This window comes from Sphingomonas sp. 8AM (genome assembly GCF_902506455.1).
Lineage (GTDB): Bacteria > Pseudomonadota > Alphaproteobacteria > Sphingomonadales > Sphingomonadaceae > Sphingomonas.
Genome location: NZ_LR733844.1, coordinates 1,826,643 through 1,839,658 on the forward strand (window position 1 = coordinate 1,826,643; position 13,016 = coordinate 1,839,658).

Sequence of the window (13,016 nt, forward strand, 5' to 3'; positions counted from 1 at the left end):
CAGCCCGTCACACCCCCCGCACGATCCCGGCGACATAGGTCCGCAACACCGCACGCACTTGCGCCGACGCGAGCGTCACGCCGCCATCGAGCGCAAGCGTCGCCAGCCCGTGCACGATCGCCCAGCACCCCAGCGCGGCGACCGGATCGTCTTCCCCCACCAGCGCCGCGACGCGCCGGGTGAGGATCGCGAACGCTGGCGTATCCGGCTGCTTCGGCGCCGCCGCCCCGCAGGTGAACATCGCACGGAACAGCGCCGGATGCGCGCAGGCGAAGTCGACGTAGGCGCCCCCCTGCGCGACCAGCCGCTCGGCATCGCTGCCCTCGGCATCCGCCGCCGACAAGGCCGCGAGAAACATCGCGAACCCACGCTCGGCAACCGCCGCCATCAGCGCCGCCTTGTCCGCGAAATGCCGGTACGGCGCCATGGCCGACACCCCCGCCGCACGTGCCAGCGCCCGGATGCCCGGCTCGGCCTCGCCGGCCTCCAGCATTGCGATCGCATGATCGAGCAAGGTGTCGCGCAATCCTGCCGCCGGAACCATCGTCTGTTTACACCGTATACATGCCTGTCTATGTGTACGGTGTAAGCAATGGAGCGACGATCATGCAAGCCAGCGATGCCAAAAGGATGACCGTCGATCTGGCCGCGTGGCCGGATCTGGTGGTGGTGATGCTCGGGTTTCGCGTCGGCAGCCTGCGCGGGCTGCCCTCTTTTCTGCGCATCGGCCGCGGGCTGCGCGAGATCGCGCAATCGCCGCCCGATGGCCTGCTCGCCGCGCACCAATGCCTGCATGGCTGGAACCACGTCGGCATCCGCCAGTACTGGCGCGACCTCGACAGTCTCGAGGCGTTCACCCGCTTGATGCCGCATGCCGGCTGGTGGAAGGACTTCCTCGCCGATCGCCACGGCAACGGTTTCTGGCACGAGGCCTATGCCGCGCGCGGCGGGATGGAGGCGATCTACGTCGACATGCCGCACGCACCCGGCCTCGGTGCTTTCGCTCCGGCGCTCCCCGCGCACGGGCGGCTGATGTCGAGCCGCAGCCGCTTGGGGCGGTGAGGCAGCTCATACCCCCATTCGTCATTGCGAGCGGAGCGAAGCAATCCAGAGCCGGAGCAGGACGCCCTGGATTGCTTCGCTACGCTCGCAATGACGACTAAGCCGCTAGAACAACTCTCCCTGCGCCCCCGCCGGCTTGCGGAACAGGTCGCAGCGCAGGTCCAGCGTCCGCCGCCGGTCCGGAAACCCCGCCTTGGCCCGCGCGATCCGGAACCGCGTCCGCAGCAGTTCCGCCCACGGCCCCTGACCCTTCATCCGCATCCCGAAGCGCGGGTCGTTGTCCTTGCCGCCGCGCAGCGACTGGACGATCGCCATCACCTTGCCCGCGCGATCGGGATAATGTTCGTCGAGCCATGCACGGAACAACGGCGCAACCTCCCACGGCAGCCGCACCGGAATGTACGACACGCCCAAAGCCCCCGCCGCCGCCGCGCGCGCAACGATCGTCTCGACCTCGCTGTCGGTGATGGCGGGGATCACCGGCGCCATGTTGACATAGGTCGGCACGCCCGCGTCGGTGAGCGTGCGCACCGCCGCCAGCCGCCGCTCGGGCGTGGTCGCGCGCGGCTCCAGCGTCATCGCGATACGCGGATCGAGCGAGGTGACCGACATCGCCACCGCCACCAGCCCCTTGGCCGCCATCGGCGCGAGCAGGTCGAGATCGCGCACCACCCGGTCGGACTTGGTGGTGATGACCAGCGGATGGTCGCATTCCGCCAATACCTCGATCAGCGCCCGCGTGATCCGCCATTCGCGTTCGATCGGCTGATACGGATCGGTGTTCGTCCCCATCGCGATCGGCGCGCAGGCATAGCCCGGCTTGCCCAGTTCGACACGCAGCAGCGCGGCGGCGTCGGGCTTGGCGAACAGCTTCGTCTCGAAATCCAGCCCCGGCGACAGATCGTGGAACGCATGGCTCGGCCGCGCGAAGCAATAGATGCAGCCATGTTCGCAGCCACGATAGGCGTTGATCGAACGGTCGAACGGCACGTCGGGCGACTGGTTGCGCGAGATGATCGTGCGCGGATGCTCGACGGTGACGGTCGTGCGCACCGGCGGTGGCGCGCCATCAATCACCTCCCGCGCATCGCGCCAGTCGTCATCCTCCTCCGCCTGCGGCAGGTTGAAGCGCGCACTCCGGGTGATGAGGGTCGCGCCGCGGTGCGGCCGGAGATTCGCCATTGCGCGAAGCTATCGGGCCGAATAGAACGTTACAAGAACAAACAGGGAGATGCGATGTGGCCCGCCTCTATTATCTTGAGCTGCCGACCCGCGATCGGGCAGCGTCCAAGGACTTCTATGCGCAGGCATTCGGCTGGACGTTCACCGATTTCGGCCCGGATTATGCGGCGACGCTCAGCGGCGATACCGATGTCGGGCTCGACGCCGCACCCGACCGTGTCGCCGCGCCGCTGCCGGTGATTGAGGTGGACGATCTGGAGGCGGCGCAGGCCGCGGTCGAGCAGGCCGGCGGAACGATCACCGTGCCGATCTTCGCCTTTCCGGGCGGGCGGCGCTTCCACTTCCGCGATGTCGACGGGCACGAACTCGCGGCGTCGCAGTCGGGGTGAGTTGTCCGTCATTGCGAGCGTAGCGAAGCAATCCACGGCGTCCTGGTCGGGCTCTGGATTGCGTCGCTACGCTCGCAACGACGGATTTACCCAATGACGGGCTGGCCCTACCGCTCCATCAGCCGCGGCATCAGCTCGACGAAATTGCATGGCCGGTGGCGACTATCCAGTTGCGACGACAGGATGCCGTCCCACGCATCCTTCACCGCGCCGGTCGAGCCGGGCAGCGCGAACACATAGGTCCCGCGCGCCACGCACGCACAGGCGCGGCTCTGCACCGTCGAGGTGCCGATCGTCTGGAAGCTCAGCCAACGAAACAGTTCGCCAAAGCCGGGGATCAGCTTGTCGGCGACGCGCTCGACCGCCTCGGGTGTCACGTCACGCCCGGTCACGCCGGTGCCGCCGGTGGTGATGATGCAATCGACCTGCGGATCGTCGATCCAGCGGTGGAGCTGCGCGACGATCGCGTCGACATCGTCGCGCAGGATCGCGCGCTCGGCCAGCACGTGCCCGGCATCCGACAGTCGCGCGACCAATGTGTCGCCCGAGCGATCCTCCGCCAGCCCGCGCGTGTCGGAGACGGTCAGCACCGCGATGCGGACGGGCAGGAAGGCGCGGCTTTCGTCGATTGGCATCCTGCCGGGGTAGCGGTGCGGGGCAGGGGCGTCCAGCGGGTGCGCCGCGTTCTAGATCATGATGACGTGCGGCCGAACATACCGTTCGTCATTGCGAGCGAAGCGACGCAATCCAGGGCGTTCTGGTCCGGCTCTGGATTGCTTCGCTACGCTCGCAATGACGGATCAAGTTGACGTCATCACGCTTGGCGAGAGCCAGATCCATGAAGCTGATGCGTCACCCCGGCGAACGCCGTGGCGACGAAGAGAGATGGTTCAGGTGAGGTGATGGCGGGTGCGAGGGGGGGCGTCGATCGCAAGCCCGCGGGCAAACCCCGTCGCCCCGGACCTGATCCGGGGCCACGCTTCTTCTCGACCGAGGTGAGAAACGGAAGCCCCGATCAGGTCATGACCGCTACGAAAGTGCCGGATCATGACGTTCTCAAGCCGTACCCGGGCGGAGGCCGGGGTACGACAAGGAGACTTTCGCAAAGGACCCGATCAAGTCCGGAACGCGAACTGCAAACCGCCCTCAGTTCGACTGGATCGGCGTCTGCACCCCGACGCTGGCGTTGACCGCCAGCGCGGTGGTCGGCGCGGGGTTCATCCGCACCGCGCTCGCCCCCGGCAATCCGGGAAACCGCGGCCACATGCCCTGCGCCAGCGCCGCGCGGCTCGGGCTCTTAGCCTTGCCGCCCTGCGCCTCGTACATCCAGTAGTTGCGCAGCACCGTCACCACGTAACCGCGCGTCTCCCAATAAGGAATGCTCTCGATATAGAGCAGCGGATCGCCGTTATCGTGAACCAGCGCGTTCCACTCGCCGACCGGCTTCGGCCCGGCATTATAGGCGGCGATCACCTTGGGGAGCAGCCCGCCGGTCAGCCCCATGTCGCGCAGCTTCTCGATGTGCCGCTGCCCGATGTCGATATTGGTCGACGGCCGCGCCAGCGCATTCTGGTCGATCGTCAGCCCCCGCTCTCGCATGTAATCGGTCGCGGCGGCGGGCATGATCTGCATGAGGCCGAACGCGCCGGCCGGGCTGCGCACCTTGTTGCGGAAGCCCGATTCCTGCAACGTGTGCGCATAGACCAGCGCCTTGTCGATCCGCCACCCGGTGTCCGGGGTCCAGTTCGGCATCGGATAGCGCGTGTCGGCGGTCGCGACCGCGCCCTGCGGCAGATTGTGCGCCAGCCAGACGGTCGTCGCGGGAAGGTTGAGCGACTCGCTGAAACGGACGAGGCTGGTGAACTCGGCCGGCGTGCCGATCCGCGCCTGCTGCCGCACCACGCGGTCGGCATCGTCGCTCTCGCCGATCTCGGCCAGCGCGGCGGCGACGCGGATATTCGGGCGCCGCTCCAGTCGCGTCCAGTCGGCCGACACCCGCTGCGCGCGCACCGCCGGCATCCCGAGCCCCAGCGCCTGCCGCGCGAGCAGCCCGTAGAAGGTCTCGCCGTATTGCGCCGCGATCTTCAGCCGCGCCTCGACCTTGTCGGGCCGCCCGCATGCCACGTCGGCGCGCGCCGCCCAGAACAAGGCGGTGGCGCGCAGGTCGATATCGGGGCTGCGCGCCGCGACATTCTCGAACTCGGTTTGCGTCGTCGTGCAATCCTGCTGCCGCCACGCCGCCAGCGCCTGCGTCCAGCGCCCGTGGATCGCCCAGTCGCCGCTGCCCAGCGCCGCCCTGGCGCCGATCGTACGCGCCTGCGAATCGAGCCCTTGCAGGAAATAGATCCACGCGATCCGCGCCTGCCATTCGGTCTGCGCCTCGGGTGACAGGCCCGTGGTGCCCTCCAGCAACGCCTGCGCCTCGGCGCCCAGATCGGCCTTGACCAACGGCTGCATCTTCACCGCCAGATCGGCGGCGATTTGGTCGCTCGCGGTCGCCCTGGCGCGGACACGGATCGGCGCGCCGTCGTTCCAGATCAGCCGCTGCTGCTCGGGCAGCGCGGGCAGGTCGCTGATCCCGCGCGCTTTCGCCACGCGCAACAGCGCATCGGCCTGCGGCAGTTCGGGCGCCTCGGCCAGCAACCGCGCGACCGCCGCGCCGTCCGCCTTGGGCGAGCCCTTGGCGGTGTACAGCTCGGCGCGCGCATAGGCGTGGAGCGGCCCGGTCGCCATGCCGTCGAGCGCGAGCTGCGCGTCGGTCCACCGCCCCTCGTGGATGGCCGCGAATACCGCGCGATAGGCGCTGCGCTGCTCGGGCGTCAGCTGCGCCGGGATGCCGGCGTCCTCGCTGGCGGAGGGCGGCGGGGCGGGCGGGGCCACCACCGGTAATCCGCCGCCGGCCGGCGCGGCCTGCGCCGGCGCGACCAGCGCCATGGCGGTGGCGATCATCAGCCCGGAGGCATACGCAATTTTCACGATTCGACCTCCCCGGTCAGCAACAACAGGTCTTTCCACGCTTCCGCCTTTGCCGTGGGCCGATCGAGCAGGAAGCGCGGATGATGGCTCGCCACGACCTGCGTCACCGTGCCATTCTTATGGTTAAGTGTGTGAAAACGCCCGCGCGCATCCGCGACGTTCATCGTCAGGATCGCACGGCTGGCCGCATCGCCCATCACCAGCAGCCGTTTCGGCGCCGCCAGCGCGACATGATGCCGGGCGATCTCACCCAGCCGCGCCTCGGTTTCACGCGGCACGCGACCCGTCGTCGGCCGCCGCACGCACACCGAGGCGAGCGCGGTATCGGCGCGCGTCCGCCCGATCGCGGCGAGCATCCGCTCGAACAGCCGCCCGACCTCGCCTTCCATCAACAGCTCGCGATCGTCGCGTTCGGGGCAGTCGACGAACACCATCAGCTCGGCGTCCGCCGGCCCGCTCGCCGCGATCGCGCCGCCGCCCCAGCGCGCCTCGGGCGCTGCCTCGCCGATGCGCCACGCCGCGAACGCCGCCGCATCCTCGGGCAGCGCGTCGCTGGCCGGAGCGACTTCCGCCGCCGCCGGGCGCTCCGTCTGCCGCGTCGCGAGCTGCTGCGCCGCGCTGTCGAGCCACGCGAATCCCTCGTCGCCGACCACCACGTCGACCCCGGCATCGTGCCACCAGTCGAGCGCACTGGCCGCCGCCTTGGTCCAGTCGAGATTCTGATCGGCCCCCATGCCGCCATAGGATGGAGAGTTGACGCGAAGGTCAACTTACTGGCACCGCCGATGCCGATAGAACGTTGGGACGATACGACGAGCGCCCGGTGCGGGTGCGCGCGCAGGAGATGACGAAGTGAGCGACCGCGAATCCATGCCCTATGACGTGGTGATCGTCGGTGCCGGTCCCGCGGGGCTGTCGGCGGCGATCCGCCTCAAGCAACTGGCCGCCGGACGCGACGCTGATATCTCGGTGTGCGTGCTCGAAAAGGGCTCGGAAGTCGGCGCACATATCCTGTCGGGCGCGGTGATCGACCCGCAATCGCTCGACGAACTGCTGCCGAACTGGCGCGACGACGGCTGCCCGCTCGCCGAGGTGCCGGTGACGCAGAACCACCATTGGGTGCTGACCAAATCGGGCAAGTTCAACCTGCCGCACCTGTGGACCCCGCCGTTCCTCCACAACAAGGGCACCTACACCGGCTCGCTCGGCAATCTGTGCCGCTGGCTGGCGGGCAAGGCCGAGGAGCTGGGCGTCGAGATCTTCCCCGGCTTCGCCGCCGCCGAGATCCTGTTCAACGAGGACGGCAGCGTGAAGGGCGTCGCGACCGGCGACATGGGCGTCGCGCGCGACGGCACCTTCAAGCCCGATCACCAACCCGGCCTCGAACTCCACGCCAAATATACTTTCTTCTCCGAGGGATGCCGCGGGCATCTCTCCAAGGAACTGATGCGGATCTTCGACCTGCGCCGCGATTGCGATCCGCAGGTCTATGGCCTCGGCGTCAAGGAATTGTGGGACATCGACCCCGCGCTCCACGAACCCGGCAAGGTGATCCACACGCAGGGCTGGCCACTCAGCGAGCATGGCGGCAACGGCGGCGGCTGGATCTATCATCAGGCCGGCGGGCAGGTGTCGATCGGCTTCGTGACGTGGCTCAATTACTCGAACCCGTACGTGTCCCCGTTCCAGGAAATGCAGAAGTGGAAGACCCACCCGCAGGTCGCCGCTTTGCTCAAGGGCGGCAAGCGCGTCAGCTATGGCGCGCGCGCGATCAATGACGGTGGGTTGCAGTCTATCCCGAAGCTCGTCTTCCCCGGCGGCGCGCTGATCGGCGACAGCGCCGGATTCCTCAACGTGCCGCGCATCAAGGGCACGCACACCGCGATGAAGAGCGCGATGCTCGCCGCCGAGGCCGCGGTCGACGCGATCTTGTCGCAGCGCGGCGGCGACGAGCTGGCGGCTTACCCCGAAGCATTCGAGCGCAGCTGGGTGAAGAAGGAGCTGTCGATCGTCCGCAACGTCGTGCCGCTGGTCAAGAAGTTCGGCGACTTCCTCGGCTCGGGGCTGGCGGGCGTGACGATGTGGGCGGAATATCTCGGACTGAAGATGCCGTTCACGCTGCACCACCACCCCGATCACGAGACGCTGTGGCGCAAGGATCTGGTCAGGAAGATCGACTATCCGAAGGCGGACGGCGTGCTGACCTTCGATCGCCTGTCGTCGGTGTTCCTGTCGAACACCAACCACGAGGAGGACCAGCCCGTCCACCTCACGCTCAGGGACCCGGACGTCCCGGTCGCCTACAACCTCCCGCTCTACGACGAGCCCGCGCAGCGTTACTGCCCGGCGGGTGTGTACGAGATCGTCGGCGAGGAAACGGGCGACCCGAAGTTCGTCATCAACGCGCAGAATTGCGTCCACTGCAAGACGTGCGACATCAAGGACCCGACGCAGAACATCAACTGGGTGGTGCCGGAGGGCGGCGGCGGCCCGAACTATCCGAATATGTGAGCAGGTCGTTCCGTCGTTGCGGAGCTTATCCGGGGCTCCGCTGCTTTTCGCCGGCAAAGCAAAGATCGGGAGGCCGGAGCTGCTCCGTCTTCAAGGGCAGCACTTGCCCGGCCCCCGCGTCTTTCCCGATGAAAACTTATTTGTAGGCGTCTAGGAATAGTACGGGATCAACTCGTCGACCAATTCGTCAGTTGCGTGCTCGGCCGCCGCAATTGAGGCAGCCAGTCGTTCGTCAGCGAACTCGTCATATTCGATGGCAATTGCGTGGCTGTCGGTCAGGCCGATATAGCCGAGCGGGACGCGAAGGCCTGCCTCCACGAGGTTCATCGCCTCCAGCCGCCCGCCCGCATCATAGCCATAGTCTCCTCGCGCGGAGAGGATGACCAGGCGCTTGCCCGGCGGGAGCATCGGCCAATAGGGTTCGCCCTCGCGCGACCGATCGAAGCCGAAGGTCAGGCCAACCCGCACGATATTGTCGACCCACGCCTTCAACGGCGCGGGGATGCCGAAATTGTACATCGGCGCACCGATCACCAGCAGATCCGCCGCGAGCAGTTCGGCCACTAGCCTGTCGCTTTCCGCAAGGCGTGCCGACTGCGCCGGTGAGCGATGCTCCTGCGGGGTAAAGCTGGCGTCGATCCAGTCCGCATCGATGGGGATCGGCGGCGTCTCTGCAACATCGCGGCGCACGACCACGTCATTCGGCCGTGCGGCGATCCAGCGCGTCACGAAGCGGTGTGACAGGCGACGGCTATGCGATCCCCGTGCATCGTGACTCGAGCGTCCGAACCGGGCGCTTGAATCGATGTGCAGCACGCGCAGGGGCTGGCGGATGGATTGGGGCATGACTGCATCGTCCTCATCTGTCATGTTTCCCGGATATGCTCTCTTCAAAGGGCTGACGAACGATCCTTTCTCATTCGATGGCTGAATTGACCTCACCTGTGGCCTCGTCGCGCCGCCTCCCGCCGCTCAATGCCTTGCGAGCGTTCGAATGCGCGGCCCGTCGGCTTAGCTTTCGCAAGGCGGCAGACGAACTCGGCGTGACGCCAACCGCCATCAGCCATCAGGTTCGGTTGCTGGAGGATATCCTCGAACAGCCGCTGTTCGTACGCCACGTCCGTCGGGTTGCGCTGACACAAGCGGGAAGGGCGTTGTTTCCCGTGTTGCGCGACGGCTTCGACTCGTTCGCGTCTGCGATCGCGCAGCTTCATCCGCAGCGATCCCGTTCCCGGGTTATTTTGTCGGCCACGCGGCTGTTCACCGCGCGCCGCCTCGTGCCGGCGCTGGGTGACTTTGCGGCGGATCATCCGGGGATCGACCTGCACCTGCACGCCAGCGACGGGGTCGTGGATCTGGAAGCTGGCGATGCAGATATTGCCGTTCGCTACGGAAACGGACCCTTTCCCGGCCTTACGTCAGAGCCGTTGATGCCCGAACGTGTTGGCGTGCTGGCCAGCCCAATGCTCGGCATTGCGCAGCCGTCTGACCTTTTTCGCGTGCCGCTGCTGCATTCCGACTGGACCGGGCCGATGACGGCACCGGACTGGGCAAGGTGGGCCCGGCTTGCCGGCATCTCCGACCTGCCGGTCGCGACGGGCGCTCGCCTCACCGATGACAGCTACGCGCTACAGGCGGCGATCGCCGGGCACGGTGCCGTGGTGAGCAGCCTCGTCCTTGCGGCGCCCGAGATACGTTCGGGCCTGCTCACGCACCCCTTCGGTCCTGTGATCGAAGAGGGCCTGTACCAGATCGTGATGGCGAACCACGCCGCCCTACGCCCGGAAGTGCTCCAGGTTCGGGATTGGCTTCGAGCATTTAGGGGCGACGGCGTTCTCGATTGAGCATCGTTCGTGGGAAGGCTGGACTCACTGCCGGCTACCAAACGGCGTTGCGGTCTAGGCTGACTGGCCGTGAGGGGAGAGGCCGTACCGCATCGGTGCACGTCCGGTCGGTGTTCGAAGCTCGGAATCAACGCCCGGGAGGAACTCCCCGGCTGTATTTGGCGCTTGGCTGCGTTCCTGCGGACGGGCGGGCGGCGACCGGCGGCATATTGGGCGGCCATGTCGTCGATCAACGGCATGACGGCGCCGGTCAGGTAGTTCGAAGTATTAGTGCTGCACCATCTGTCCGTCGCCTTCTCGATCAGTGATTGATCGTCGACGCCGATTGCCATCCACGAGCTTGTACAGGGAGTGCTCCCCTCCGCCAGCCTCAGGCATTCGCATCCGACAGCAACGCTCAACCTGAACGCACCAGCCCTCTCGCGTGTTGAGACACGCATGACCCGCCGCCCCCCGCCACTGGACCTCGCCGTCCGACGCCTCTACCCCGACCGGCCCTCGATCAGTCGCATCCGAAAGGCCGCCGCCACGCTTACCCGCCGCCTCGCGCTCCCGCTCGCCGCGACGCTCGCCGGCACCGCGCTGCCCGCGTCGGCCGCAACGGTCGACCCGGCCGCCTATGCCCGCGCCCGGATCGCGGAAGCGGACGGTGCCGTCGCCAGCGCCGCGCAGGACTACGCCCGCGTACTTGCCGACGATCCGCAGGATATCGCGATCGCGCTGCGCACCTTCCGCGCCGCGGTGCGCGCCGGCGACATGCCGCTCGCCGATCGCGCCGCCGCCGCGCTGGCTGCGCAGAAGGCGGCGCCCTCCGACACCGCGCTGCTGACGCTCGCCCGCGCCGCGCGCGACGGCGACCGTGCGGGCGCGGAGGCGGCGCTCAGGCGCTTTGACGGCGACCGGCTGCGCATCCTCGCGCCGCCGCTGCGCGCATGGCTCGCGCTCGAGGCCGGCGGCGATCCGTTCGCGGCGCTGGCGCAGGCCCCCGATGAGCCGGTCGCCCGCCGCTTCGCCGCGGAGACGCGCGCGCTGCTGCTGATCGCCACCGGCCGCACCGACGAGGGCGTGGCGGCGGTCCGCGCGCTGGGCGGCGCGGCGGATCTTGCCGCGCTGGACGAGCGGGTCGCGGCAGCGCGGCTGCTGATTGGGCAGGGCAAGGAGAAGGCCGCGCGTGCGTTGCTCGACGACGATGCCGGCGCGACCGCGCTGCGGGTCGAGCCGGCCCGCGGCGCGCGCCCCACGCTCGCGTTCGGCGCCTCGCACCTGTTCACGCGCATCGCCGCCGACCTGGCGACCGGCGAGGACCCCGGCGTGCTCACCTATACGTTGCTCCGCGCCGCGCTGCGCGCCGATCCGGCCAACGATCGCGCGCGGCTCTTGCTTGCCGGGGTGCTGGCGGGCGACGATGCGCTCGACGCCGGGCTGGCGCTGTTGGGTGAGGTGCCGGCCGACAGCCCTTATGCGTCGCTTGCCGCGACGGGGCGCGTCCAGATGCTTGCTGATGGCGGTCGCGAGGACGCGGCGCTGGCGGCGCTCGACGCGTTGTCCGTGACGAAGAAGACGCCGGTCGGCGACGTCCAGCGGCTCGCCGATTTGCAGATGCGGCTTGATCGGCCCGCGCAGGCGGTGCCGCTCTATGCGCGGCTGGTGAAGCAGGCCGGCGCCGGTGCGGACTGGACCGACTGGCTGCAATATGGCGCGGCGCTCGACGGGGCAGGGCAATGGCCCGCGGCGCGCGACGCGTTGCAGAAGGCGGTCGCGAAAGGCCCTGACCAGCCGCTCGCGCTCAACTATCTGGGCTATGCGCTGACCCGGCACCGCGAACGCGTCGACGAGGCGCAGGCGATGCTGGAGAAGGCCGCGCGGCTCAAGCCCGACGATGCCGCGATCGCCGATTCACTCGGCTGGGCGCTGTACCTGCGCGGACAGCCGGCGCGCGCCTTGCCGCTGATCGAACGCGCCGCGCAAGCCGATCCGCTCAGCGCCGAGATCGGCGAGCATCTCGGCGACCTCTATTGGCAGGCCGGCCGCCGTTACGAGGCGCGCTACGCCTGGACCGCGGCGCAGGCGACCGCGACCCCGGTCGAAACCGCGCGGCTCGCCACCAAGATCGAACAGGGATTGCCGCAGTGATGATCGCCGAGACCGCGCCCGCCAAGCTCAACCTCGCGCTGCACGTCCGCGCGCGGCGCGCGGACGGCTATCACGAGCTGGAGACGCTGTTCGTCTTCGCCCGCGACGGCGACCGGGTGACCGTCGCGCCCGCGACGACGCCGGGCTTCACCGTAACGGGCCCGTTCGCCGAAGCGGTCGGCCCGGCCGCCGACAATCTGGTGACGCGGGCCGAAGCGGCGTTCCGGCAGGCGTTCGCGCCCGACGCGACGCATGCGGTGACGCTCGACAAGCATCTGCCGGTCGCCTCGGGGATCGGCGGCGGGTCGGCGGACGCCGCGGCGACCTTGCGCGCGCTCGCCCGGCTGCACGGGCTACCGGTCGACACGCCGCGGCTGCTGACGATCGCCGCCGATCTGGGTGCGGACGTGCCCGCCTGCCTGCTCGGCCGCCCGACTTTCGGGCGCGGGCGCGGCGATGCACTCGCGCCGATCGCGGGACTCGGCGACATGCCGGCGCTGCTGGTCAACCCCGGCGTGGCGGTGTCGACCGCGCAGGTCTTCGCGCATTGGGACGGCGTCGATCGCGGCGCGCTCGATCTGACCGGAACGACACTGGAGCGCGCCCTTGCGGGCCGGAACGACCTCCAGCCGCCCGCCGAGGCGCTCGCGCCCGTGATCGAGGGGGTTATTTTACGCCTCTCCGCGGCACCGGGAGCGGTTTTGACGCGCATGTCCGGTTCCGGCGCGACCTGTTTCGCGCTGTTCCACGACACTGCGGCACGCGACTCCGCCGTCGCGCAGATCGCTGCGGCGGCGCCCGATTGGTGGCTGTGCCCAACCACGATCGGCTGAAAAGCTTGTATTCAGGCGAAAGTTCGCTACTTGTTCTTTTGGAACAAAGTGAATACACCAGTGCGGCGCGTTGAATGCGGCGCGCG

The 13,016-nt window shown here is 68.6% G+C and carries 12 protein-coding genes; 6 read left to right on the forward strand and 6 right to left on the reverse strand.

Translation table 11 applies throughout. The annotated features are described in order from the left end of the window. Nucleotides 1-7: 7 nt before the first annotated feature. Nucleotides 8-544, reverse strand: coding sequence for a TetR/AcrR family transcriptional regulator (locus BACI71_RS08670; RefSeq protein ID WP_159757647.1), 537 nt, complete (start codon nt 542-544; stop codon nt 8-10). A gap of 62 nt (nt 545-606) precedes the next feature. Here BACI71_RS08670 and BACI71_RS08675 point away from each other — a divergent pair, with 62 nt between their 5' ends. Beyond that, nucleotides 607-1,062: a monooxygenase family protein gene (locus BACI71_RS08675; protein ID WP_159757650.1), complete on the forward strand. Its 456-nt coding sequence runs from the start codon at nt 607-609 to the stop codon at nt 1,060-1,062. Nucleotides 1,063-1,167: 105 nt separating this feature from the next. Here the strand turns inward: BACI71_RS08675 and BACI71_RS08680 are convergent, their stop codons facing one another. Continuing rightward, nucleotides 1,168-2,244 (reverse strand): PA0069 family radical SAM protein, encoded by a 1,077-nt coding sequence (locus tag BACI71_RS08680; protein WP_159757653.1) that lies wholly within the window; start codon nt 2,242-2,244, stop codon nt 1,168-1,170. A gap of 56 nt (nt 2,245-2,300) precedes the next feature. Between BACI71_RS08680 and BACI71_RS08685 the strand changes: the two genes are divergently transcribed. After that, complete coding sequence (locus BACI71_RS08685) at nt 2,301-2,633, forward strand: VOC family protein (protein WP_159757656.1); 333 nt, start codon at nt 2,301-2,303, stop codon at nt 2,631-2,633. Nucleotides 2,634-2,740: 107 nt separating this feature from the next. On the opposite strand, the gene moaB is transcribed toward BACI71_RS08685, so the two are convergent. The 3 genes from moaB to BACI71_RS08700 form a co-directional block, all read right to left on the reverse strand. After that, nucleotides 2,741-3,268, reverse strand: coding sequence for a molybdenum cofactor biosynthesis protein B (gene moaB / locus BACI71_RS08690; RefSeq protein WP_159757659.1), 528 nt, complete (start codon nt 3,266-3,268; stop codon nt 2,741-2,743). A 511-nt stretch (nt 3,269-3,779) separates the two neighbouring features. Continuing rightward, nucleotides 3,780-5,567 carry a transglycosylase SLT domain-containing protein gene (locus BACI71_RS08695; protein WP_443018502.1) on the reverse strand — a complete coding sequence of 596 codons (1,788 nt, stop codon included), beginning with the start codon at nt 5,565-5,567 and terminating at the stop codon, nt 3,780-3,782. Between the two features lie 38 nt (nt 5,568-5,605). Then, the gene (locus tag BACI71_RS08700) at nt 5,606-6,343 is read right to left on the reverse strand and encodes a uracil-DNA glycosylase family protein (RefSeq protein WP_159757662.1); all 738 of its coding nucleotides are present in this window, start codon (nt 6,341-6,343) and stop codon (nt 5,606-5,608) included. Nucleotides 6,344-6,461: 118 nt separating this feature from the next. On the opposite strand from BACI71_RS08700, the gene BACI71_RS08705 reads away from it, so the two are divergent. Beyond that, nucleotides 6,462-8,120 carry an electron transfer flavoprotein-ubiquinone oxidoreductase gene (locus tag BACI71_RS08705; RefSeq protein WP_201297335.1) on the forward strand — a complete coding sequence of 553 codons (1,659 nt, stop codon included), beginning with the start codon at nt 6,462-6,464 and terminating at the stop codon, nt 8,118-8,120. A 150-nt stretch (nt 8,121-8,270) separates the two neighbouring features. Here the strand turns inward: BACI71_RS08705 and BACI71_RS08710 are convergent, their stop codons facing one another. Continuing rightward, nucleotides 8,271-8,990, reverse strand: a complete 720-nt coding sequence (locus tag BACI71_RS08710) for an FMN-dependent NADH-azoreductase (protein ID WP_328804021.1) — start codon at nt 8,988-8,990, stop codon at nt 8,271-8,273. Nucleotides 8,991-9,043: 53 nt separating this feature from the next. Between BACI71_RS08710 and BACI71_RS08715 the strand changes: the two genes are divergently transcribed. The 3 genes from BACI71_RS08715 (at nt 9,044) to BACI71_RS08725 (ending at nt 12,930) form a co-directional block, all read left to right on the forward strand. Continuing rightward, the gene (locus tag BACI71_RS08715; RefSeq protein ID WP_159757668.1) at nt 9,044-9,964 is read left to right on the forward strand and encodes a LysR substrate-binding domain-containing protein; all 921 of its coding nucleotides are present in this window, start codon (nt 9,044-9,046) and stop codon (nt 9,962-9,964) included. Nucleotides 9,965-10,402: 438 nt separating this feature from the next. Then, a complete protein-coding gene (locus BACI71_RS08720) occupies nt 10,403-12,097 on the forward strand; it encodes a tetratricopeptide repeat protein (RefSeq protein WP_236552907.1) in 1,695 nt (564 codons plus the stop codon). Then, nucleotides 12,097-12,930 carry a 4-(cytidine 5'-diphospho)-2-C-methyl-D-erythritol kinase gene (locus tag BACI71_RS08725; RefSeq protein ID WP_159757671.1) on the forward strand — a complete coding sequence of 278 codons (834 nt, stop codon included), beginning with the start codon at nt 12,097-12,099 and terminating at the stop codon, nt 12,928-12,930. The genes BACI71_RS08720 and BACI71_RS08725 overlap by 1 nt, the downstream gene beginning before the upstream one ends. The last annotated feature ends 86 nt before the right edge of the window (nt 12,931-13,016 follow it).

Excerpts from the sequence above, each read along its gene's own strand:
- BACI71_RS08670 (WP_159757647.1), bottom strand. The coding sequence starts at position 544 with ATGGTTCCGGCGGCAGGATTGCGCGACACCTTGCTCGATCATGCGATC.
- BACI71_RS08695 (WP_443018502.1), bottom strand. The coding sequence starts at position 5,567 with ATGGCGCTGGTCGCGCCGGCGCAGGCCGCGCCGGCCGGCGGCGGATTA.
- BACI71_RS08680 (WP_159757653.1), bottom strand. The coding sequence starts at position 2,244 with ATGGCGAATCTCCGGCCGCACCGCGGCGCGACCCTCATCACCCGGAGT.
- BACI71_RS08725 (WP_159757671.1), top strand. The coding sequence starts at position 12,097 with ATGATCGCCGAGACCGCGCCCGCCAAGCTCAACCTCGCGCTGCACGTC.
- BACI71_RS08715 (WP_159757668.1), top strand. The coding sequence starts at position 9,044 with ATGGCTGAATTGACCTCACCTGTGGCCTCGTCGCGCCGCCTCCCGCCG.
- BACI71_RS08700 (WP_159757662.1), bottom strand. The coding sequence starts at position 6,343 with ATGGGGGCCGATCAGAATCTCGACTGGACCAAGGCGGCGGCCAGTGCG.
- BACI71_RS08675 (WP_159757650.1), top strand. The coding sequence starts at position 607 with ATGCAAGCCAGCGATGCCAAAAGGATGACCGTCGATCTGGCCGCGTGG.
- moaB (WP_159757659.1), bottom strand. The coding sequence starts at position 3,268 with ATGCCAATCGACGAAAGCCGCGCCTTCCTGCCCGTCCGCATCGCGGTG.
- BACI71_RS08710 (WP_328804021.1), bottom strand. The coding sequence starts at position 8,990 with ATGACAGATGAGGACGATGCAGTCATGCCCCAATCCATCCGCCAGCCC.
- BACI71_RS08720 (WP_236552907.1), top strand. The coding sequence starts at position 10,403 with ATGACCCGCCGCCCCCCGCCACTGGACCTCGCCGTCCGACGCCTCTAC.